The 20666-nt window shown below is 71.1% G+C and carries 24 protein-coding genes and 1 tRNA gene; 8 read left to right on the forward strand and 17 right to left on the reverse strand.

Annotated elements, in window-relative coordinates; genetic code table 11:
* Positions 1 to 82: 82 nt before the first annotated feature.
* Entirely contained in the window at positions 83 to 820 is a 738-nt protein-coding gene (locus tag AC3WRM_RS13335) for an NPCBM/NEW2 domain-containing protein (protein WP_492248351.1), read from the reverse strand.
* Between the two features lie 279 nt (positions 821 to 1099).
* Here AC3WRM_RS13335 and AC3WRM_RS13340 point away from each other — a divergent pair, with 279 nt between their 5' ends.
* Entirely contained in the window at positions 1100 to 2062 is a 963-nt protein-coding gene (locus AC3WRM_RS13340; protein WP_492248352.1) for a variant leucine-rich repeat-containing protein, read from the forward strand.
* Between the two features lie 38 nt (positions 2063 to 2100).
* On the opposite strand, the gene AC3WRM_RS13345 is transcribed toward AC3WRM_RS13340, so the two are convergent.
* The 8 genes from AC3WRM_RS13345 to AC3WRM_RS13380 all read right to left on the reverse strand — a co-directional run bounded on the left by AC3WRM_RS13345 (position 2101) and on the right by AC3WRM_RS13380 (position 8002).
* Positions 2101 to 2784: a GntR family transcriptional regulator gene (locus AC3WRM_RS13345; protein WP_492248353.1), complete on the reverse strand. Its 684-nt coding sequence runs from the start codon at positions 2782 to 2784 to the stop codon at positions 2101 to 2103.
* A gap of 97 nt (positions 2785 to 2881) precedes the next feature.
* Positions 2882 to 3091 (reverse strand): cytochrome P450, encoded by a 210-nt coding sequence (locus AC3WRM_RS13350; RefSeq protein ID WP_492248354.1) that lies wholly within the window; start codon positions 3089 to 3091, stop codon positions 2882 to 2884.
* Positions 3088 to 3864, reverse strand: coding sequence for a cytochrome P450 (locus AC3WRM_RS13355; protein WP_492248355.1), 777 nt, complete (start codon positions 3862 to 3864; stop codon positions 3088 to 3090). Before AC3WRM_RS13355 ends, AC3WRM_RS13350 begins: the two co-directional genes overlap by 4 nt.
* Positions 3834 to 4067: a hypothetical protein gene (locus AC3WRM_RS13360; RefSeq protein ID WP_492248356.1), complete on the reverse strand. Its 234-nt coding sequence runs from the start codon at positions 4065 to 4067 to the stop codon at positions 3834 to 3836. Before AC3WRM_RS13360 ends, AC3WRM_RS13355 begins: the two co-directional genes overlap by 31 nt.
* Positions 4064 to 5593 carry a bifunctional 3-(3-hydroxy-phenyl)propionate/3-hydroxycinnamic acid hydroxylase gene (locus AC3WRM_RS13365; RefSeq protein ID WP_492248357.1) on the reverse strand — a complete coding sequence of 510 codons (1530 nt, stop codon included), beginning with the start codon at positions 5591 to 5593 and terminating at the stop codon, positions 4064 to 4066. The genes AC3WRM_RS13360 and AC3WRM_RS13365 overlap by 4 nt, the downstream gene beginning before the upstream one ends.
* On the reverse strand, positions 5590 to 5949 hold the full coding sequence (locus tag AC3WRM_RS13370) for a DoxX family protein (RefSeq protein WP_492248358.1): 360 nt from the start codon (positions 5947 to 5949) through the stop codon (positions 5590 to 5592). The genes AC3WRM_RS13365 and AC3WRM_RS13370 overlap by 4 nt, the downstream gene beginning before the upstream one ends.
* The gene (locus tag AC3WRM_RS13375; RefSeq protein ID WP_492248359.1) at positions 5937 to 6875 is read right to left on the reverse strand and encodes a fumarylacetoacetate hydrolase family protein; all 939 of its coding nucleotides are present in this window, start codon (positions 6873 to 6875) and stop codon (positions 5937 to 5939) included. Before AC3WRM_RS13375 ends, AC3WRM_RS13370 begins: the two co-directional genes overlap by 13 nt.
* Positions 6872 to 8002, reverse strand: a complete 1131-nt coding sequence (locus AC3WRM_RS13380; RefSeq protein ID WP_492248360.1) for a VOC family protein — start codon at positions 8000 to 8002, stop codon at positions 6872 to 6874. Before AC3WRM_RS13380 ends, AC3WRM_RS13375 begins: the two co-directional genes overlap by 4 nt.
* 125 nt (positions 8003 to 8127) lie before the next feature.
* Between AC3WRM_RS13380 and AC3WRM_RS13385 the strand changes: the two genes are divergently transcribed.
* Together AC3WRM_RS13385 and AC3WRM_RS13390 are read left to right on the forward strand one after the other, a co-directional pair.
* A complete protein-coding gene (locus tag AC3WRM_RS13385; protein ID WP_492248361.1) occupies positions 8128 to 8784 on the forward strand; it encodes a TetR/AcrR family transcriptional regulator in 657 nt (218 codons plus the stop codon).
* 173 nt (positions 8785 to 8957) lie between these two features.
* A complete protein-coding gene (locus tag AC3WRM_RS13390; protein ID WP_492248362.1) occupies positions 8958 to 10130 on the forward strand; it encodes an HNH endonuclease in 1173 nt (390 codons plus the stop codon).
* Positions 10131 to 10211: 81 nt separating this feature from the next.
* Here the strand turns inward: AC3WRM_RS13390 and AC3WRM_RS13395 are convergent, their stop codons facing one another.
* Positions 10212 to 10748: a hypothetical protein gene (locus AC3WRM_RS13395; protein ID WP_492248363.1), complete on the reverse strand. Its 537-nt coding sequence runs from the start codon at positions 10746 to 10748 to the stop codon at positions 10212 to 10214.
* Between the two features lie 198 nt (positions 10749 to 10946).
* Here AC3WRM_RS13395 and AC3WRM_RS13400 point away from each other — a divergent pair, with 198 nt between their 5' ends.
* Entirely contained in the window at positions 10947 to 11498 is a 552-nt protein-coding gene (locus tag AC3WRM_RS13400) for a hypothetical protein (RefSeq protein WP_492248364.1), read from the forward strand.
* A gap of 123 nt (positions 11499 to 11621) precedes the next feature.
* Here the strand turns inward: AC3WRM_RS13400 and AC3WRM_RS13405 are convergent, their stop codons facing one another.
* Complete coding sequence (locus AC3WRM_RS13405) at positions 11622 to 11981, reverse strand: hypothetical protein (RefSeq protein WP_492248365.1); 360 nt, start codon at positions 11979 to 11981, stop codon at positions 11622 to 11624.
* A gap of 107 nt (positions 11982 to 12088) precedes the next feature.
* Positions 12089 to 12161: transfer RNA gene (locus tag AC3WRM_RS13410), tRNA-Lys, on the reverse strand.
* Between the two features lie 148 nt (positions 12162 to 12309).
* On the opposite strand from AC3WRM_RS13410, the gene AC3WRM_RS13415 reads away from it, so the two are divergent.
* From AC3WRM_RS13415 to AC3WRM_RS13425, 3 genes are all read left to right on the forward strand, one after another.
* A complete protein-coding gene (locus AC3WRM_RS13415; protein WP_169795973.1) occupies positions 12310 to 12459 on the forward strand; it encodes a hypothetical protein in 150 nt (49 codons plus the stop codon).
* Between the two features lie 90 nt (positions 12460 to 12549).
* On the forward strand, positions 12550 to 13167 hold the full coding sequence (locus AC3WRM_RS13420; RefSeq protein WP_492248366.1) for a DUF47 domain-containing protein: 618 nt from the start codon (positions 12550 to 12552) through the stop codon (positions 13165 to 13167).
* Between the two features lie 3 nt (positions 13168 to 13170).
* A complete protein-coding gene (locus AC3WRM_RS13425; protein WP_492248367.1) occupies positions 13171 to 14196 on the forward strand; it encodes an inorganic phosphate transporter in 1026 nt (341 codons plus the stop codon).
* Between the two features lie 289 nt (positions 14197 to 14485).
* Here AC3WRM_RS13425 and pstB read toward each other — a convergent pair whose 3' ends face one another.
* The 5 genes from pstB to AC3WRM_RS13450 form a co-directional block, all read right to left on the reverse strand.
* Positions 14486 to 15265 (reverse strand): phosphate ABC transporter ATP-binding protein PstB, encoded by a 780-nt coding sequence (gene pstB / locus AC3WRM_RS13430; protein WP_067860139.1) that lies wholly within the window; start codon positions 15263 to 15265, stop codon positions 14486 to 14488.
* 6 nt (positions 15266 to 15271) lie between these two features.
* Positions 15272 to 16351, reverse strand: a complete 1080-nt coding sequence (gene pstA, locus AC3WRM_RS13435) for a phosphate ABC transporter permease PstA (RefSeq protein ID WP_492248368.1) — start codon at positions 16349 to 16351, stop codon at positions 15272 to 15274.
* Complete coding sequence (pstC, locus tag AC3WRM_RS13440) at positions 16351 to 17301, reverse strand: phosphate ABC transporter permease subunit PstC (protein ID WP_492248369.1); 951 nt, start codon at positions 17299 to 17301, stop codon at positions 16351 to 16353. Before pstC ends, pstA begins: the two co-directional genes overlap by 1 nt.
* A 94-nt stretch (positions 17302 to 17395) precedes the next feature.
* A complete protein-coding gene (gene pstS, locus AC3WRM_RS13445) occupies positions 17396 to 18493 on the reverse strand; it encodes a phosphate ABC transporter substrate-binding protein PstS (protein ID WP_492248370.1) in 1098 nt (365 codons plus the stop codon).
* A gap of 127 nt (positions 18494 to 18620) precedes the next feature.
* Complete coding sequence (locus tag AC3WRM_RS13450; RefSeq protein WP_492248371.1) at positions 18621 to 19532, reverse strand: NUDIX hydrolase; 912 nt, start codon at positions 19530 to 19532, stop codon at positions 18621 to 18623.
* Positions 19533 to 19596: 64 nt separating this feature from the next.
* Between AC3WRM_RS13450 and AC3WRM_RS13455 the strand changes: the two genes are divergently transcribed.
* Positions 19597 to 20622 carry a hypothetical protein gene (locus tag AC3WRM_RS13455; protein WP_492248372.1) on the forward strand — a complete coding sequence of 342 codons (1026 nt, stop codon included), beginning with the start codon at positions 19597 to 19599 and terminating at the stop codon, positions 20620 to 20622.
* Positions 20623 to 20666 lie beyond the last annotated feature (44 nt).

Consider the following 20666-nt stretch of genomic DNA (forward strand, 5'->3'; position numbering starts at 1 on the left):
CATGAGCGCGTTTAGAACGGCGCCAGGTGCGTTGGTCCGAGAGCAGGTGGAGCCGTGGGTTCGTGTCCGTGGGGTCGCGGGGTCAAGCGGGGCCCAGAGCCCCAGCGGCGCATCGCACCATCGCATCGCCCCAGACGATGTCGATCGGGCCGTCGTCGTCTGCGCTCTGTGCCGCTGCCGCCAGCTCCAATGTCGCTGCGTTCGTCACGTCGAGTTGAAGTTTCCGGGGCTCAGCGACTCCAGTCTTCGCTTGGCCCAGGCTTTTCCCGTCGAGGGACACCGAGAACATGACGACGCCTGATGTCTGCGTGTTGTCCGAGATGCCAACGGTGACGGAGAGTTCTGTGCATGCGCGCGCGAGCGACCAGACTGCGACGCTTCGACGTCCATCCGAGGCAACTTCCATGAGGTAGCTGCGCGAGAACAGAGAAGCTCCGATCTTCGCCGCTCCGCTCGTGAACCCGGTGCATCCGCCCGTGCACCTGCCTGGCCGGCCTTCCTTCTCGGTGGCTCGGGGGCTCACGTCGGCCAGATAGTAGATTCCCGTGCCGTCCTCGACGGAGGGTTCCTGGGTCCGATCCCCGTCTTCGGGGGACTCGTCGGTGATGCCTGTCGGCGACGGCGACGGCGACGGGGACGGCGACGCGCTCGTCGCGCTGGCACTGGGAGTCGGTGTCGCGGCTTGGGTGTCGTCTGCCCTCGAGAACAGGCCGAAGAGCTTCTCACCTCCCGCATACAACCCACCGACGAGCGCCAAGACGGCCGCAAGGCTCGCCAGCACTTTGGCGTGGGACTCAAGCCATTCTCGGAACGAACTCATGCGGCACAGTATGAGTGCCGTGGCGGCCCGCCGGGCGGGATTGCAGAGAGCAATCGGTACGAGCATGGTGCGCGTTTGGTGCTGTCGATACGGCAGGGCCGATGCCCGAGGAACAGGTCGCACTAGTCGGAGAGATCGCCTGCCTCCGCCATGTCTCTACAGGACCACGCGCCGACTCTGGCCTGGTCAAGTCGTACGATGGCGCAAGATCATCGCGTCGCGGCCTGAGCAGTTGAGGTCGCGGCACCTGTCCCTCTCGTCCTACGCCGGAGCCAGACCATGACGAACGACGACCTGCAGCGCGAGGCCGCCGACCCCCAGACCCCCGCAGCGCGTCTGCGGGAGATTGCCCAGGCAGACCGTGAGGTCTGGCCCCTGATCGCCGCCCACCCTCACGCCTACGACGGGCTGCTCGAGTGGCTCGGCGAGTACGGCGACGACACCGTCCGGGAGGCGATCGCCGCCCGCGCGGCCGCCGTGCCCCCGCCGCCTCCGCCGCCCGGCCCGCCGGCGCCGCCCGAGCCGCCGGTCGAGGAGCCGACCCTCGTGTCGGAGCCCGTGGCGCCGACCGAGGTCGCGCCGGCCCCCGCGCCGACGCCCGCAGCCGCCACCCCGACCCCCGTGGCCGCCGCGCAGCCGACGACCCCGACCCCCGCTCCCACGGCGCTCGAGAGCGACGGAGCCGGCAGCGGCGTGAGCAGCGACGGCACGAGCACGGAGGGGGCGAGCGCAGGCGGGGCGAGCGTCGTGCGCGTCCTGCTCGTGCTCGGCGTCATCGCCGCGCTCGTCGCAGGTGGCTACTTCGGCATCCGTGCCCTGACCGGCGACGACGACTCGGACAGCCCGGTCGCCGGGGCGTCGTCGTCGCAGAAGAGCGACGACGAGGGTGGCGACGAGGCGAGCGGGTCGGGCGACTCCGACGCGTTCTGCTCGGTCATGAAGGACCTGCGCGACAGCAGCGTCAACAGCCTCGAGAACCTGAACAACAGCACGAGCGGCACCCCCGACCTCGACGCCCTGCGCAAGCAGCTCGACGAGACGGCGGCGAAGTACGAGGCGCTGCGCAAGGCCGCCCCGGCCGAGATCGCCGACGACGTGAAGGTCCTCGCCGACCTCATGTCGAGCTCGGCCTCGGCCAGCGGCTCGGGAGGCACGAGCCCGTTCGCGGACTTCTCCTCCAAGGAGTACCTCGACGCCTCGACCAAGGTGTCGCAGTACTACTACACGCACTGCTCGGCCTGAGCCGGGAATCCTCCTGACCCCGCTCCGCCGGGACGGGGTCAGGAGGAGCCGGCCGCCTCCCGCGCGCGGAGGATGTCGCAGACGCGGTGCGCGTTGTGGTTGACGTGCGCGAAGACGGCCTGTGCCGCCGCCGTCGTGTCCCGGCTCTCGATGGCCTCGAGGATCCCGGCGTGCTCGGAGACGATCGTCGTCGGGTCGTCGTACTCGCGGGTCTCCTTCGACAGCACCGTGAGGTAGTACCTCAGCTCGGTGGTGAGGTCGCGGTAGAAGTCGTCGATCCGGGTGTTCTGCAGGAGCGCCACGATCGAGGCGTGGAACGCGAGGTCCGCCGTCACGATGTCGCGGACCTGGTGGGTGTCCGCCGCCGCCGACAGCTCGGCGAGCGCGTCGCGCACGCCGTCGAGCTCGTCGCTCTCCCGCGGCACCCGCACGGCCGCGGTCTCGAGGTGCAGCCGCGCGTCGTACAGGGCCATGACGCTCTCGGAGGTCGGCGCGATGACCACGGCGCCCCGGTTGACCTCGTAGTTCACGAGACCGCCCAGCTCCAGGATGCGCACCGCCTCGCGCACGGTGTTGCGGGAGATGCCGAGCTCGGCGGCGATCGCGCTCTCACGCAACCGCGTGCCCGGGCTGAAGTGCCCGGACATGATGAGGTCGGACAGCCCCTCGGCGACCTGCTGCGCCGCGGTCGTGCGTCGGACGGCGATGTCGAGTGACGTCATGGCTGCACAGTAATTCAGGAATCGTCCTTGTGTCTAGCAGTTCAACTGTCATACAGTTTGCATCATGACGGATCGAGCTCTCATGGCGAGGTTCCTCCTAGGCGGCGACGAGCCGCAGCGGCAGTCGGTCGAGCTTGTGGATGATGTCGTTCAGGCCCCAGGAGGGCTCCTCGACGAGCTCGAGGTGGTCGACCCGCTCGAGCAGCGACCGCAGGATGGACTGCGTCTCGAGCCGGGCGAGGCCCTGGCCGGCGCACCCGTGGGCACCCTGGCCGAAGCCGAGCTGCCGGCTCGCGTCGCGGGTCACGTCGAGCTTCTCGGTGCGTCCCAGGCGCGCTCGTCGCGGTTGGCCGAGGCGTAGAAGACGACGACGCGCGACCCGCGCCGCAGGGGGGTGCCCGCGACCTCGGTGTCCTCCGCGACGTAGCGGGCGAAGGCGCGCAGGGGCGACTCGACGCGGACCACCTCGTTCACGGCGTTGGGCACGAGCGACGGGTCGGCGCGCAGCGCGTCCCACTGGTCGCGGTGGACGGCGAGGAGCCACAGGGCGCTGGCGATCGCGCTGATCGTGGTGTCCAGTGACGGTGCCAGGTCGTCGATCATGAGGGCCGGGCACTCGCCGTGGCCCAGCTCGCCGGCGTCGGCCTTGGCGAGCAGGTCGGCCCCCATCGACCCGGGGAGCGTCGACCGCTCCCGCACGACGGACCGGGCGAACCGCATCATCGCGAGCGTGCGCGGTGCGGAGCGCACGGTGCGGGCGTTGACCGGCCCGAGGGAGTCGAAGGTGGCGCCGGCCCAGGGCAGGAGCCTCTCGCGACCATCCCGGGGCCAGCCGATGAGGTCCGGGACGAACGACGTCGGCAGGGCCTCGGCCACGTCGGCCACGCCGTCGACCGTGCCTCGGGCGACGGCCGCCTCGACGACGGCGTCGGCACGTTCCTGCACCTCGTCGCGCATCGACCGCAGCGCCGTGGGCGTCAGCCGGCTCGCGAGCAGCGCACGTCGTCGGACGTGGTCCTCGTCGTCGCTGTTCAACGTGGTGCCACGGCTCATCCGGTTGGCCACGGGGTTGAGCGCCACGCCCCGCTCGGAACGGAACGGAACGTGTCGTCGGCCAGCAGCACCTCCTTGCACGCGGCGTGGTGCACGACGGCGTGCGCACGCTGGCGCGGCAGCCACACGACCGGACCGAGCTCGCGCATGCGGCGGTAGTGCGGGTGGGGGTCGAGGATGGCGTCGTCCGCGTAGGCGTCAGGCGTGTACCGAGGGGCTGGAGAGGTCATGCGGGGACCTCGCCGGGCTGGGGTGCGATGAGGGCCGTGGCGGTGGCGACGAGGGCGGCGACGTCGTCGCCGGAGGTCAGGACGGTGCGGTCGGGACGGACGAGGGCGGCGCGCGCACGTCCGTCGCGCAACCAGGTGTCGAGCTCGGGCCGGCTGCCGGTCTCGACGACGGCGACCCGCCGCTCGGTCAGTGCCGCGACGCAGGAGGGCGACGGCGCGACGGCCGAGACGAGCGCCCAGCGCGGCCCGACCTCGGCGTCCAGCGTCGGCCGGCCGTGGACGACCTGCGGGCACAGTCGACCGGCGAGCCGGTCGCCCCGACGTCGGTGCACCCAGGGGGTCGCCACCAGCGGCGGCGTGGCGCTGTCGACGGCCAGGCCGCGCAGGTAGGGGAGGCGGGGCAGGAGCGGGAGCAGCGCGCGGCGCGTGACGTCGCCGGTGGGGCCGCCGCTCGTCATCGTGATGCCGACGGCGCGCGCGAGCCCGATCATCGACCGGGCGTGCGCCGACCGCTCGGGCTCGTAGCTCTCGAGCACCTCGTACGGGAGCGAGCCGTCGACGACGCCCGCGAGCTTCCATGCCAGGTTGTCGGCGTCGCGGATGCCGGCGCCCATGCCCTGCCCGATGAAGGGCGGCGTGAGGTGCGCGGCGTCGCCGAGCACGAACAGGCGGCCGGAGCGCCAGCGGTCCGCGACGGCGGCGCGGAACGTGTAGCCCGTGGCGCGCACCAGGGTGAGCTCGGCCGGGTCGACGTCCCGCAGCCATGCCCGCAGCAGCGGCGCCACGGCGTCGAGGGTCGCGAGGTCCGCCGCGTCCTCGTGGTCGAGGAGCTGGAGCTCCCAGCGGTGCCGCGTCGTCCCGACCCGCATGTAGGTGGCCGCGCGCCTGCTGTCGCAGACCTGGTGCACGCCGTCCCACTGGTCCAGCTCGGCCGACGTCTCGACGTCGATCACGAGCCAGCGCTGCTCGAAGCCGAGGTCGAGCAGACGGGCTCCCGCTGCGGTGCGCACCAGGCTGTTCGCACCGTCGCACCCGAGCACGTACCCGGCCTCGACGACCTCCTCCTCGGCGTGCGGACCGGTGCGGTGGCGTACCTCGACCCGGTCGGCCGCGACCTGCTCCACGGCGGTGACCTCGTGGCCCGCCAGCAGCGTGACCTCGGGCGTCGCGCGCAGCCGCTCGCGGAGCACAGCGTCGAGCACGGGCTGGTCGAACAGGTTCGCCCGGGGGTGGCCGGTCGCCGGGGAGACGCCGTCGCGGTCGAGCTGGGCGAGGCACCGCAGGTCGGCGTCGACGAGGCGCAGGCCGCGGGTCGGTCGGGTGAGCCGGGCGAGGTCGTCGCCGAGGCCCAGCCGGGCCAGCACGCGGTACACCTCGTCGTCGAGGTGCACGGCGCGCGGCTGCGGGTAGACCTCCGGCCAGCGGTCGAGCACGACGCTGGGGATGCCGCGCGCGGCGAGGCCCAGGGCGGCGGTGCTGCCCGTGGGCCCGGCGCCGACGATCGCGACGGGGGCCCCGCGGGTCACGAGGTGACCCCCAGGACCAGCAGCAGGACGAGCAGGGCGCCGACGACCACGGCGGGTCCCGCCTCGACGAGCCGGTCGCCGGCACGCAGGTGCGACACCACGGCGCCGACCATCAGGGCGAGGAGCGCGACGGCGGCGGCGACGGCGAGCGGCGTCGAGCCGTACCGGCCCCACCAGAGGCCGCCGACCCCGGCGAGCTCCAAGGCACCCACCACGCGGAAGCCGGTCACGGAGTACCCGAGGTGGTCCGCTCGCTCCCGCATGGGGGCGAGGGCAAGCAGCTTGGCGGCCCCCGTCGCGACCAGCACGACGCTGACCCCGACCAGGACCAGCAGGGCCACGCTCACCTCGACCACCGCACGGTCGTGCGCTGGACGCCCAGGTCGATCGCGCCGTCGTCCGTGGCGATGCCGACCTCCACGACGTTGCCGTCCTGCAGGTAGCGCGGGTTCTTCGCCTGCTTGCGGAAGAAGATCTCCCACTTCCTGTGCGCCGGGAGCAGGGCGCCGATCTTCTCGACGATCGGCGGCGGGGCGCTGAGCGCGGTGCCGACCGGGGTGCCGGTGAGCAGCAGGTCGCCGGGGGCGAGGTCCTGGAAGCGCGCGAGCGCCGTGAACGCCTCCAGCGGGCGGTAGATCATGTCCGCGGCCAGCTCGTCCTGGCGCAGCTCGCCGTCGACCCAGAGCCGCAGCCGCAGGTCGGCGAAGCGGTCGAGCTCGCCCTCCTCGAGGATGACGAGGGCCGGACCCACCGGGGTGAAGGTGCGGTACGACTTGGACTCGTAGAACTGGGTCTTCGGCAGCTGCTGGTCGCGGGCCGAGACGTCGTTGGTGACCACGAGGGCCGCGACGACGTCGGCGAGGGTCTCGCGGGTGACCTCGGTGCCGACGGGCACGGCCCGACCCACGACGATGCCGATCTCGACCTCGTAGTCGAGGAGGGTCACGTGCGCCGGTCGCACGATGTCGTCGTGGGGGCCGCTGATCGAGCCCGACGCCTTGCGGAAGAAGGCGAGCGGCACCCTGGCGGGGTCCATGTTGGCGTCCTGCGCGTGGCTGGCGTAGTTCGCCATCTGGGCGACGACGCGGCAGGGAACGGTGACGGGCGAGACGAGCGCGAGGTCGGCGACGGGCACGGGGTCGCCGCCCTCGCGGGCCGCCTCGACCGATGCGCGGTCGGCGAGCAGCTCGGCCGTGGTCGTGGCCGTCGTGTCGATGCGGACGGCGCCGTCGGCGCGCTGGAGCCACCAGGCGTCGGCGGTGCGGAGGACGGGGAGGGTCATGAGCGGGCCACTTTCAGGAGGCCGAGCAGACGGGGGACGTCGAACTCGTTGTCGGAACGGAGTGAGGTGGTCATGGACAGCAGCTCGTGCAGCGACTCGCGCCCGGGTGCGACGCCGAGGAAGTCCGCGGTCGCGGGTGGACCCCACTGGGCCAGGCCGCTCGCGGTCATCTCGGCCCAGCCGGGCTCGAGCGAGGCGTCGAAGCGGTCGCCGTCGCTGAAGTGCTCGACGAGGAAGCCGTCGGGGTCGCGCCAGTAGTCGAAGAGCTGGCTGCCCTGGATGTGGCGCCCGATGCCCCAGGAGTGCTGGTAGCCGAGGTCGCGCAGGTGCTCCCCGCCCGCGGCGAGCGCGTCGAGGTCGGCCACCTGGTAGGCGGAGTGGACGTACCGGCTGCGCGGGCCGAGCGTGAGCGCGAGCGTGTGGTGGTCGGCCGGCTCGTCGCCGCGGTCGCAGCGGATGAACGACATCGTAGGGCCGCGCTCGCGCTGGCCGGGGAAGTAGAGGAAGTCCGAGACGATCATGCCGAGGTGGTCCAGGTACCAGTCGAGCGACGCGCGGTAGCGGTCGGACTGCAGCACCACGTGGCCGAGCCGCTCGACGACGGCGGGCTGCCGCGGCGGGCGCTGCGTCGCGTTCACGCGTCGGACGTCGTGGCCGACGTTGAAGGTGTGGACGTCCTGCGTGGGCAGGGCCGGGTGCTCCAGCACGTCCGCGACGACGCGGACCCGTGCACCGGCGGGCTCGCGCAGGTCGACGGTGGTGCCGCCGAGGTGCTCGGGGAGCCGCTGGACCGTGTGCCCGGTGTGCTCTGCCAGGCGCAGGAGGTCGGCGGGCTCGGCGGAGAACGCCGGGCCGACGAAGCGCGAACGCCGGCCCTTGCGGATGATCACGCAGGGAGCGCCGGGCAGGGCGCCGCGGAGGTTCAGCTCGGTGGCCGACCGGTAGGTGGTGGTGAAGCCGAAGGCGCGGCTGAACGCCTCGGCCGCGACGAGGTCGGGCTTCTCGAACTCGAGCCAGGCGATGTCGCGCACCTTGACGACCGGCTGGGCGGAGCGACCGACGTGCTCGCCGGCCAGCCGTCCCTGCTCGCTGTGCAGGTCGCTGTGGCTGTGGTCGTGGCCGGACACGTGATCATCTCCTACAGAACTGATGAGATCATCAGTATAGGAACGGCGGCGCGGTCGTGCAAGGACGCGGCCTCGTCCCTGGGTGACGCACTAGGGTGGTGCGCGATGCTGACGAGAGGACCGCGATGACGGAGGTCGCCGCGCACGGAACGCCGCGCCGCACCGACCGGCGCCGGGCCCGTACCCGTGGGGCGCTGATCGAGGCGGCGAAGCGGCTCATCATCGAGGGCCGCGCCGCGACGGCCACCATCCAGCAGATCACCGACACCGCCGACATCGGCTTCGGGTCGTTCTACAACCACTTCACGAGCAAGGAAGAGCTCTTCCACGCCGCGACCGCGGCAGTACTGGAGGAGTGGGGCCAGCTGATCGAGGACGCCGCGCGCGACATCGCCGACCCCGCCGAGCGGTTCGCGACGTCCTTCCGCATCTCGGCGCGTCTCGCCTGGACCCACCCGGCCCTCGCCGACGTGCTGAACCAGTTCGGTCTCGACCTCCTCGAGCTGGCCGACGGCCTCGGCCCGCGCGCCTTGCGCGACATCACGGACGCGGTCGAGGCGGGCCGCTTCACGGTCACGCAGCTGCCGGTGGCGCTGAGCGTCGTCGGCGGCTCGCTGCTCGGCTTCCTGCGCCTGCGCTCGTCGCACCCGGAGCTCGTGTCGCCCGACGACGTCGAGGACCTCGCGTGCCAGCTGCTGGTGATGCTGGGCATCGAGCGCGAGGAGGCCGCGCAGATCTGCAGCACCACCCTCCCGGAGGTCGGGACCCCGCAGCGTCGCTGACGTCCGGGGTGGCGTCGTCGAGATGTGGCTTCATCAGCGACGGGCGCCGTCGGTGTCCGGCGAGGACGCGCGCGAGGCCTCCGCTGTGGACGCGAAGGAAGAATCCTGGAATTGCAGGCGGAAAGAGCCAAAGAAGAGTTGATAGTCGAACACGTGTTCGGTATCATAGGAGCATGTCCAGCACCGCACTCGTCGACCGGCTCGAGGCCGTCGCTGCCGAGCTGCGGACCTACCCGACGACCACCGACGCGTTGCGGCTGCTGCAGGGACTCTCGAACGCGATCGACGCGGAGAAGGTCGCCCTGGTCGCGGAGATGGAGGAGCATCGGGACTTCGGGGCCGAGGGCTGCTCGAGCCTGAAGAACTGGCTGCGTGACCAGCTGCACCTCGACGGCAGGCAGGCTTCTCAGCTGGTCCGCTCGGGTCGGACCTTGCGGGACATGCCCGACCTGGAGTCGGTAGCCGTCGAGGGAGCCGTCTCGCTCGATCACGTGGACGCGTTCACGTACGCCGCGAAGCACATCGACCCCATGGTCGTCGAGCAGTGCATGAACCCACTGCTGGATCTGGCCACCCACGCTGCACCTGCGACCGTGCGTCAGGCCGTCAAGAAGCTGCGCGCCACCGCCCACCCCGACGACCTCGACGAGGCCTGGATCCGCGGGATGGACCGCCACGACATCACCCTCACCCCCGTCGGTGAGGGGTTCCACCTCACTGGTTTCCTGCCCGCCGACACCGGCGCGAAGTTCCGCACCGTCCTGCAGTCACTCTCCACACCCACGTGCGCCGAGGACCAGCGCCCCGTCAGCGTCCGCCGAGTGACGGCCCTCGACCAGCTCCTCACCGGGATCCTCGACTCCGGCCTGCCCCAGGACAAGGGCGTCCGCCCGCACGTCACCCTCACCGCCGACCTGACCGCCCTCGCCCAGGGCGCGGACACTGCGACCGGTGAGCTCGCCGGGTTCGGGTCGATCGGTCCCGCCCAGCTCCAGCAGATGCTCTGCGATGCCAACCTCACCCCGATCCTGACCGCCGGCAAGCACGCTGTCCTCGACGTCGGCCGCACCCACCGACTCGCCACACCCCACCAACGCAGAGCGGTCGTCAACCGACAAGGCGGCAGCTGCGCCGGACCCGGCTGCCACGGACCTGTCGTCCACGTGCACCACATCGAGTACTGGTCAGCCGGCGGCAGTACCGACCTCGCCAACCTGATCGGGCTCTGCCCGAGATGCCATGCGGCCGTGCACCAAGGGTTCTTCACCATCGACCCCGACACCCACGAGACTCACCGCACCCTGCGCACCCGACGCACCAGCCCCCGCCGCACCCGAGCCGGCTGACCTCGACGGCACCCAGCCGCGTGGCGTGACGAGAGGTGTTGCTCGAACGGTGGTGCCGGTGCGCAGCCAGCTCGCCGTGGCTTACTCGATCACCTCGACGTCGAGACGGCTCGCGCGGACGATGATCTTGGCGCTCAGGAACTCGAGCAGGAACGTGCGCGATCCGTCCCACCGGAACTCGCACAGCTCGTCGTTCGGGTCGGCGGGGGAGTAGTTCGCCTCGGTCGTCCAGTCGGTCACCACCGCGTCGACGAACGGCACCCGCGTCGACGGTCCACCGTCCGACGACGGGGGCAGCACCAGTGTCAGGGTCGGGACGGGGACGAACGCGTAGGCGAAGTGCTCGATGCGGAGGTGGTAGTCGTACAGCCGGTTGCCGTCGGGCAGGAGGAGGTCGGCCAGGTCGCCGCTCGCCGCAGCGTCCGCCAGCGACTCCGGTTCCACACCGATGACCTCGGTGCGGGGGAGCGCGGGATGTGCTGGACCCGACGAGCGCGGCGCGGGCCAGCCCACCAGGTCGGGCGGGTAGCCGATCTCACCGCTGGGACCGACCCAGAACCGCAGTGGCGGGACGTACGTGGGGTTCCGGCGCGCCCGCCGTCGAGCTCTTCCGGACATGTGTCGACCTCGTTCACGAGATGAAGGCCAGCGGCACGACGCGGCCGTCCCCTCCCTTGAGGCAACCGACCAGGATGGCCGCGTCTGAGTCTTCTTGTCAATGACGGCAGCTGCCCTGCAACGGCACGAGGTCCTCGACGTGGCGAGCGTCCGGTCCGGTGGGTGCGCCGCAGGCAGGGTCAGCCCTAGCCTTCGGTCATGGACCGACTGGGCGTGCAGACGAGTCGTGTCGCACTTCTCGACGGCGACCAGCGTTCGCGACAGGACGAGTCGGCGACGGCAGTCCTGGAGTGGACGATCAACGGCGTCCCGCTCCGGGAGATCGTCGGCGACCCCAGCTCGATGTCGCCCCTCTACGTCGCAGCGGACGAGGACCAGCGGCGCGAGCTGCTGCTGCGTCTGCGCGGCAGCCGCACCGACCTTCCGACGTTCGTCCCGCGCTTCGAACGCTCCCGGCTCGACCGGCTGCTCGGGCGGCGGGGGATTCCGTGGGCCCCCTTCGGGCCCGCGTTCGAGGACGGTCGCGTCGTGCTCCTCGAGTGCCCTTGCGGGGACCTCGACTGCGGCGCTCTGACGACCGAGGTCGTCGTCGGTGACGACGTGGTCGAGTGGCGCGTGATCGGCTGGCAGGTCACGTACGAGCCGTTCGCCGGCTTCAACGCCAAGGTCTGGTCCGCCCGCTTCGACCGCTCCCAGTACGTCGCAGTGATCGACGACGTCCTCGCCATGGACTGGTCGCGGCTGCGGTAGGTCAGTCCGCGCCATGCGAGGAGCGAGGCGCAGGGGTCAGGGCGACGGTGCCGATGAGGGACCTAGCGTCCGACATCTCGTGTCGATGGGGCGTCCTGCGGACGAGCAGCACCTCGGCCTCGTTCAGAGGTCGGCGTCTGGCCGTTTCGCCGCGTTGTCGTGCGCCCTCCGGAGGAGGTCCTTGGCGCGCAGGTAGCGAAACGTGTCGACGTAGCTGAGGTCTCGCTCGTGCGGCTCGAGCTCCTCGACGACCGTGGCGTAGTCCTTCTGCGCAGAGGCATCCCGCGCGCGATCGACGGCGCGCCGACGGTCCGCACCCGTCATGACCTTGTAGCTCGTGACCACGACCACGTCGACCACCATGGTCAGGACTGAGCCGTAGATGCACCACTCGAGCGGCGATCCGGCCGGCAGTCTGCCGCGACGATGATGCCAATGACGAACTCCATCGCGAACGCTGCGATCCCGACCGTCGAGACCCACACGTTCAGCAGGCTGCTCGCGTAGATGCGGGGTCTCACGGATGCATCGTTCCATCCACTCTTCGAGCTGGCTGACGCGACGCGCGCTGCAGCGTAGGCAGGGAAAAGTAGGCCCCGTGGGACTCGAACCCACAACCCGCGGATTAAAAGTCCGCTGCTCTGCCAGTTGAGCTAGAGGCCCTGGCGGAGCCCAGTCTGCCAGCGTCGGGACGGGAGGTGGGGCGGGCGCCCCAATCGTGCGAAGCCGGCCCGACAGGTGAGACGGCGCGTTACCCTGGAAGCACCGTCCCCCGGCGGTCCCCACCCCCCTGCCAGCAGTGGAGTTTCTCGTGCTCGAGCCCCTCGACGATCGTCTCCGTGACGACGACGTGCTCGACGAGATCGAGCTGACCAGCCGGCTCATCATCGCGGCCTCCGGACGGGAGACACCCATGTCGCAGGCGGAGATCGACGCGTTCCTCGGCCTCGACGTCCACTGACCCGCTTGCGGGGGTCCAGCCGATTGACACCCGGTGAACGCCAGCACCTACAGTTGTCTCGGCTTGAACCGACCCGACAGGAGCCTTGGAGTGCGATTCCGCATCCGTCCGGTGGAGACCACCTTCTACGACCTCTTCGCCGAGTCGGCGTCCCACCTGGTCGACGGGGCCAATCTGCTCGCGCAGGTGCTCGACCCCGACGTCGACCGCGCCGCCCTCGCCGAGCAGATGCGCGACGCCGAGCACCAGGCCGACGAGACGACCCACAAGATCGTCAAGCGCGTCAACTCCACGTTCGTGACCCCGTTCGACCGTGAGGACATCTACCGCCTCGCCAGCAGCCTCGACGACGTCATGGACTTCATGGAGGAGACCGTCGACCTCATCAGCCTGTACGAGATCAAGGACCTCCCCGGGCAGTTCGCGGCGCAGGTCGAGGTGCTCCAGCGCGCCTGCCAGCTCACCGCCGAGGCCATGCCGCGCCTGCGCACCATGAAGGACCTCGAGGAGTACTGGATCGAGATCAACCGGCTCGAGAACCAGGGCGACCGCTCCTACCGACGCATCCTCGCCGACCTCTTCGGCGGCGGCTACAAGTCGCTCGAGGTGCTCAAGCTCAAGGACGTCGTCGACTCCCTGGAGCACGCCATCGACGCGCTCGAGTCCGTCGCCAACACGGTGGAGCAGATCGCCGTCAAGGAGTCCTGAGCCATGGACCTCGTCCTGGCGATGGTGATCGCCGTCGTCGTCATCGCGCTCGTCTTCGACTACACGAACGGGTTCCACGACGCCGCCAACGCGATCGCCACGTCGATCTCCACGCGCGCGCTCACGCCGCGGATCGCGCTGGCCATGGCCGCCGTCCTGAACTTCGTCGGCGCCCTCCTCGGCGTCGGTGTCGCGCAGACCATCCAGGGCATCATCGACATCGACTCGCAGGTGTCGTCCGGCGTCTCGATCGACCGGGCCCACGGCCTGACGATCGTGCTCGCCGCCCTCGTCGGCGCCATCACCTGGAACCTCATCACCTGGTACTTCGGCATCCCGTCGTCCTCGTCGCACGCCCTCATCGGCGGCATCGTCGGTGCGGGTGCGGCATCGAGCACCACGGTCGACTGGGGCACGCTCGTCGAGAAGGTCGCCATCCCGATGGTCGCCTCGCCGCTCATCGGCTTCATCGGCGCGTTCGCGTTGATGACCGCGATCATGTGGATCTTCCGGCGCGCCAACCCCGGCAAGGTGAGCCGCGGCTTCCGGCACGCGCAGACCGTCTCCGCCGCGGGCATGTCGCTCGGCCACGGCCTGCAGGACGCGCAGAAGACGATGGGCGTCATCGTCCTCGCCCTCGTCGCCGGCGGGTTCGAGGACGGCTCCGACGTGCCCCTGTGGGTCATCGTCGCCGCCGCGTCGGCCATCGCCGCAGGCACCTACTCCGGCGGCTGGCGCATCATGCGCACCCTCGGCCGACGCATCATCGACCTCGACCCGCCCCGCGGCTTCGCCGCCGAGGGCGTGGCCGCGACCGTCCTGTACGTCATGGCCATCGGCCTGCACGCACCCGTCTCGACCACCCACACGATCACCTCCGCGATCATGGGCTCCGGCGCGACCAAGCGGTTCAGCGCCGTCCGGTGGGGCGTGGCCAAGGGCATCGTCACCGCCTGGATCGTCACCATCCCCGCCGCGGCGGCGGTGGCGGCGGTGTTCTACTTCATCGCCCGCCTCTTCCTGCCTTGACCGAACCCGAGGGCGCTCAGCGCCCGAGCGGTTCGGGCAGGTCGAGTGGTCTCACCGGCGAAGCCGGTTCCCTCCGTAACGAGACCTTCCGAGGGCGTCAGGCTCGGCCCGTCCGCTCGTCGATGGCTTCGCGTTGGAATGCACGAACGCCCGCTCCTGGTGGAGCGGGCGTTCGTCGTCGTGCGGGGGTCTGGACTCTTCCGAGGTCTCGATACCGACCGGCGCCTTCGGCGCGCACCACTCGACCTGTCTGACCCGCTCGGGCGCTGAGCGCCCATCGGGGTCAGCCTCAGCCGAACCGGCCCTGGATGTAGGCCTCGGTGGCCTCCTCGTCGGGGTTGGAGAAGATCTTCTCCGTCCGGCCCGACTCGACCAGCTTGCCGGGCTTGCCGACACCCGAGAGGTTGAAGAACGCCGTCTCGTCCGACACGCGAGCGGCCTGCTGCATGTTGTGGGTGACGATGACGATCGTGTACTTCTCCTTGAGCTCGTGGATGAGGTCCTCGATGACGCTCGTGGAGATCGGGTCGAGGGCCGAGCACGGCTCGTCCATGAGCAGCACCTCGGGCTCCACCGAGATGGCGCGCGCGATGCACAGACGCTGCTGCTGACCACCCGACAGACCCGAGCCGGGACGCGACAGGCGGTCCTTCACCTCGGCCCACAGGCCGGCGCTGCGCAGCGACCGCTCGACGATCGCGTCGGACTCGGACTTCTTCATCCGCTTGCTGTTCAGCTTCTGGCCCGCGAGGACGTTGTCGTAGATCGACATCGTCGGGAACGGGTTCGGACGCTGGAACACCATGCCGACCATGCGGCGCACGTTCACCGGGTCCATCTCGTCGGCGTAGAGGTCCTCGCCGTCGATCAGCACCTTGCCCTGCACGTGGGCGCCCGGGATGACCTCGTGCATGCGGTTCAGCGACCGCAGGAAGGTCGACTTGCCGCAGCCCGAGGGGCCGATGAAGGCGGTCACGGACCGCGCCGGGATGGCGATGTTGACGCCCTCCACGGCGAGGAAGTCGCCGTAGTAGATGTTCAGGTCGGAGACGTCGATGCTCTTGGCCATCGGGGTTTACCTTTCGCCCTTGGGAGAGAAGAAGAAGGACACGAGTCGGGCGACGAGGTTCAGCAGCATCACGATGACGAGCAGGGTGAGCGCTGCGCCCCACCCTCGGTCGATGCTGAACTCCGGGGGGACGCCCGGGAAGCGGATGGAGGTGTAGGCGAACACCGGCAGGGTGGCCATGCGTCCGTCGAACAGGTTGAAGTTCGTGGAGTCCGTGGCGCCGGCGATGATCAGCAGGGGAGCGGTCTCCCCGATCACGCGGGCGATCGCGAGGGTCACGCCGGTGACGATACCGGCGAGCGCCGTCGGCACCACGACCTTGGCGATCGTGCGCCACTGGGGCACGCCCAGGGCCAGCGACGCCTCGCGCAGCTCGTTCGGCACGAGCTTCAACATCTCCTCGCTCGAGCGGACGACCACGGGGATCATCAGCACCGCGAGGGCCACCGAGCCGCCGATGCCCATGCGGACGCCTTCTCCGAAGAACAGGACGAACAGGGCGTAGGCGAACAGACCGGCGACGATCGAGGGGATGCCGGTCATCACGTCGACGAGGAAGCGGATGCCCTTGGACACCCGGTTCCCGTCGCCGTACTCGACGATGTAGATCGCCGTGAACAGGCCGATCGGCACGCTGATGACGGTGGCGGCACCGGTGATCAGCAGCGTGCCCATGATCGCGTGGTAGATGCCGCCGCCCTCGCCGACGACGTTGCGCATCGAGTAGGTGAGGAACTCGGCCGACATCACCGACAGGCCGCGGGAGAACACGGTCCAGATGATGCTGCCGAGCGGGATGAGCGCCAGGCTGAACGCGGAGTAGACGAGCAGCGTGACGAGCCGGTCGGTCGCCTTGCGCGGGCCCTCGACGACGCGCGACCAGATCGGCAGCGCGAACGTCAGCAGCCAGCCGAGCAGCACGCCGCGGACCACGCCGAGGCTGCTCAGGGCACCCAGCACCGCCACGGTGGCGGCGATGCCCACGACGACGCGCGGGGCCCACAGGGGCAGCGTGTTGCCGCGCAGGGAGCTCAGGAGCTCCTCGGCGTCGCGGTCACGCTGGGGACGGGGGTCGGTGGTGGTCATCAGTTGGCTCCCGAGAAGTCCTTGCGCCGGTCCACGATCGCGCGGGCGGCGAAGTTGACGGCGAAGGTGATGACGAACAGGACGAGACCGGAGGCGATCAGCGCGTTGACCGTGAGTCCGCTGGCCTCGGGGAAGCTGAGCGCGATGTTGGACGCGATCGTGTTCGGGTTGGTCGAGCTGATGAGGTTCGGCGTGACGACCAGCGCGGGCGACAGCACCATCGCGACGGCCATGGTCTCGCCCAGGGCGCGGCCGAGGCCGAGCATGGACGCCGAGACGATGCCGGAGCGGGCGTAGGGGAAGACGGCCATGCGGACCATCTCCCAGCGGGTCGCGCCGAGGGCGAGGGCCGCCTCCTGGTGCAGGCGCGGCGTCTGCAGGAAGATCTCGCGGCAGATGGCGGTCACGATCGGGAGCACCATGATGGCGAGCACGATGCCCGCGGTGAGGATCGTGCTCCCGGTCGCGGACGGCGGGCCCGCGAACAGCGGGATGAAGCCGAGGTTGTCGTACAGCCAGCGGTAGAAGGGCACGATCGTCGGCGCGAGGAAGATGATGCCCCAGGCGCCGTAGACGACGCTGGGCACGGCCGCGAGCAGGTCGATCACGTACCCGAAGACCGAGCTGAGCCGCCGCGGGGAGAAGTGCGAGATGAACAGCGCCACGCCGATGGCCACCGGCACGGCCAGCACGAGCGCGATCACGGCCGCGAGGAGCGTGCCGTAGACCAGCGGGCCGACGTAGGCGGGGAACGAGAGGCCGCTCTTCACCTGGTCGGCGGAGGCGGTGACGCCGGGGATGCCCTCGGCGGTGAGGAAGATGGCGACGCCGGCGAGCGTCAGCAGGATGACGAGGGCGGCGCCGAAGGAGATGCCGAAGAACACTCGGTCGCCGGGGCGCGTCGGGGTTCGGCGGGCCTTGGCGGGCTCGGGGGCGAGCTGCGAGGTCACGACGGTCCTTCCCAGTGGTTGGAGGGGTGGGGGTGGAGCAGGTCCGGTCCCCGCCCCTGCCCTCGGAGGGACAGGCGGCGGGGACCGGATCCGATCAGCTGGCGGCCTTGATGGACTTGACGGCCTCGGCGACCTTGCCCGAGAACTCCGACGTCAGCGGGGCGGAGCCGGCCTTGTCGGCGGCCTCCTTCTGACCCTCCTCGCTGGTGACGTACTCGAGCCAGCCCTTGACGAGGTCGGCCTTGGCGGCGTCGTCGTAGGACTCACAACCGATCATGTACGACACGAGGACGATCGGGTAGACCCCGGACTCCTCCGTCTTGCGGTCGATGTCGAGCGCGATGTCGGTGGCGTCGCGACCCTCGACCTGCTTGGCGGTGTCGAGCACCTTGGCGGCGGCCTCGGGCGTGACCTCGGTGTACTCGGTGCCGACCTTGACCTTGGCCTTGTCCAGGTCGCCGGCCTGCGACTCGTCGGCGTAGCCGATCGTGCCGGAGCCGTTGGTGACGGACTGGACGACGCCCGACGTGCCCTGGGCGGCCTCACCACCCTTGATCGGCCAGGTCTCGACCTCGCCACCGGTCCAGGAGCCACCGGAGGCGGCGTCGAGGTAGGCGGTGAAGTTCTTGGTGGTGCCCGAGTCGTCCGAGCGGTGCACCGGGGTGATGTCGGTGTCCGGGAGGGTGGCGTCCGGGTTGTCGGCCTTGATGGCCGCGTCGTCCCACTTGGTGATCTTGCCCTCGAAGATGCCGCCGATGGTGGCGGGCGAGAGCTGCAGGTTGTCGACGCCGTCGAGGTTGTAGATGACCGCGATCGGGCTGACGTAGGTGGGGACCTCGACGACCGGACCGTTGCAACGCTCCTTGGCCTGCGCGAGCTCGTCGTCGTCCAGGTACGCGTCGGAGCCGGCGAAGTCCACGCCACCGGCGATGAACTGCTCGCGGCCCGCGCCGGAACCGGCCGGGTCGTAGTTGACGGTCACGTCGCTGTTGGCGGTCTGGAACGCGGCGGTCCAGGCGTCGACGGCGGCCTCCTGCGAGCTGGCGCCGGCACCGTTGAGGGTGCCGGAGAGCGAGGAGTCGGAGCCGGAGTCCGAGCCGCCCTCGTTGGACGCGCCGCAGGCGGAGAGTCCGAGTGCGAGGGTGAGGGCGAGCGCCGCGGGGGCGGCGACGCGCAGCGTGGTGCGGTTCACGGGGGGTGTCCCTTCGATGATCACAGGCTTCTGTCGTCCGTGACGCTAGGGAGGGCAGGTGTATCGGGGGTCCTCCGTGCGTGAACGCAGGGTGAACGGCGAGCGAAGGATGGGCCCCCGTCGCAGGTCAGCGGGGTGATGCAGGTCTCCCCAGCGGTTCATCTGCCACGACGGCCCCGCGACGCAGGTGCAGCACGACCCCCTCGCCCGGAGCGAGCTCGGGCGCGTCCACCCCGAGGGCCGCGAAGACCCACGGCAGGGTCGGACGGTGGCCGCAGAGGACGGCCGGCGACTTCTCGGCGAGCACGTCCTCCACCGCCCGCCGGACGTCGCCCGCGGTGGTGTCCTCGGACAGGCGAGGGTCGTGCCGCAGCTCGAGCCCACGGGCGTCGGCGTAGGGCGCGACGGTCTCGACGCAGCGCCGCGCGGGGCTCGACACGACCCGACGCACGCCGTAGGCCTCGAGCAGGGGCACGAGAGCGTCCGCCCGCCCGCGTCCGCTGGGCGTGAGGGGACGCAGCAGGTCCTCACGACGCCAGTGCTCACGAGCCTTGGCCTTGCCGTGGCGGACCACGACGAGCGTGCGGGTGCGGTGGGCCTTGACGTCGCGCAGCGCCAGGAACGCGTCGAGCAGGTCGAGGTCGTGCTCGTAGCTGAGCAGCCGGCGGGCCTCGCCGGGGCGCACCCAGCGCAGGTCGTCGATCTCGCGGTTCGGCTGGAACGGCGTCGCCGTCTCGCCGACCACACGCGCCGCCCAGTAGCTGACCCGCTTCGGGCCCCCGGCCACCCGGTAGCGGGTGTCGGGGAGCGGGTGGCCGAGCCGCACGCGCTGGGCGGTCTCCTCCGCCACCTCGCGCACGGCGGTGGCGACGAGGTCCTCGCCGGGGTCCGGCTTGCCCTTCGGGAAGGTCCAGTCGTCGTAGCGGGGCCGGTGGACGAGGAGCACCTCGACGCCCCGCTTCCCCGACGAGCCCGGACGGGGCGCGCAGCGCCTCCAGGTGACGGCTCCGGCGGCGGTCAGCGGACGTTCACGTGCCATGCCTCGTATTGTTCACGTCCTAGGTGTCCGGACGGTGACGGGCCGATGCGCGAGGAGGTGTGCGGTGCTGCGACGAGCACGCGACCCGCTGGTCGCGGTCGTGGTCCTGGCCGTCGCGATCGCCGCCGGCTGGTGGGTCTCCGGTACCGCTCGGGCCGAGGTGCGCAGCCCGCTGGCCGCCGCGCTCGCCGCGGCGCCCGCGGGCACGACCGTGCTCGGCCTCACGGACTGGCAGCGTGTGCGCGACGTCGGGTCCGACGACCCCGGCGCACGCGACCTGACCACCCGGTCGGTGCTGGACGACCTCGGCGACGCCGTCCCGGGCGCGCTCGGCTGGTCGACCGACGACGTGGCCTGGGAGGCGTACGTGCAGGACCCGACGGCGGCCGGCGTGCTGGTCGTCGCGCCGGGTCCGGGCCTGTCGTGGGGACGGCTCGAGGCAGGGTTCCGGCGCGCCGGGTTCGACGACGCGGGCGGCGGGCGCTGGACGGCGTCGGCCGAGGTGTTGGGTTCGACCGGGCTGGGCGACCAGCTGGCCGACGTCCGGCTCCTGCGGCGCGCCGGGCTGCTCGTCGCGGGGTCGGACTCCGCCGCGGTCGAGGAGGTCGTGCGTGCCGCGACCGGGCGTGCCCCGGCGCTGACGTCGGTGCGACGGGCGGTCGACACCGCCGGACCGCTGGCGGACGCCGACACGGTGCTGCTGCAGGCCGGTGCGCTCGGCTGCGAGGACGCGGCCGTGCCCGCCGAGTCGGCGGACGAGGCAGAGGCCGCCCAGGCGCGCGCCGGCCGGCTCGCGGGCTACGTCTACAGCGGCCGGTCGCTCACCGACCGGGGCGGCTCCGGGCCGAGCGCGCAGACCGCGACCTTCTCGATGACCTTCGACGACGTCGCCCGCGCCCGTCGCCAGGCGCCTTTGCGCGAGCGACTGGCCACCGGTCCGTTCGTCGGACGCTCCGGCCAGGTCGAGGACGAGCTGCGCGACCCGAGGGTCGCCGTCGACCAGGCCACCGTGAGCCTGTCGTTCGACCGCTCCGCCGACGGCACCGTCCTCATGCTCGGCACCGGCGCCCTGCTCTTCGCCGCCTGCTGAGGCCCGCCGGACGCGTTTCGCTGGTCGAGTGGGCGACGCCGCGA

The sequence above is a fragment of the Aeromicrobium sp. EU05-FHT14F07 genome, from assembly GCF_058790455.1.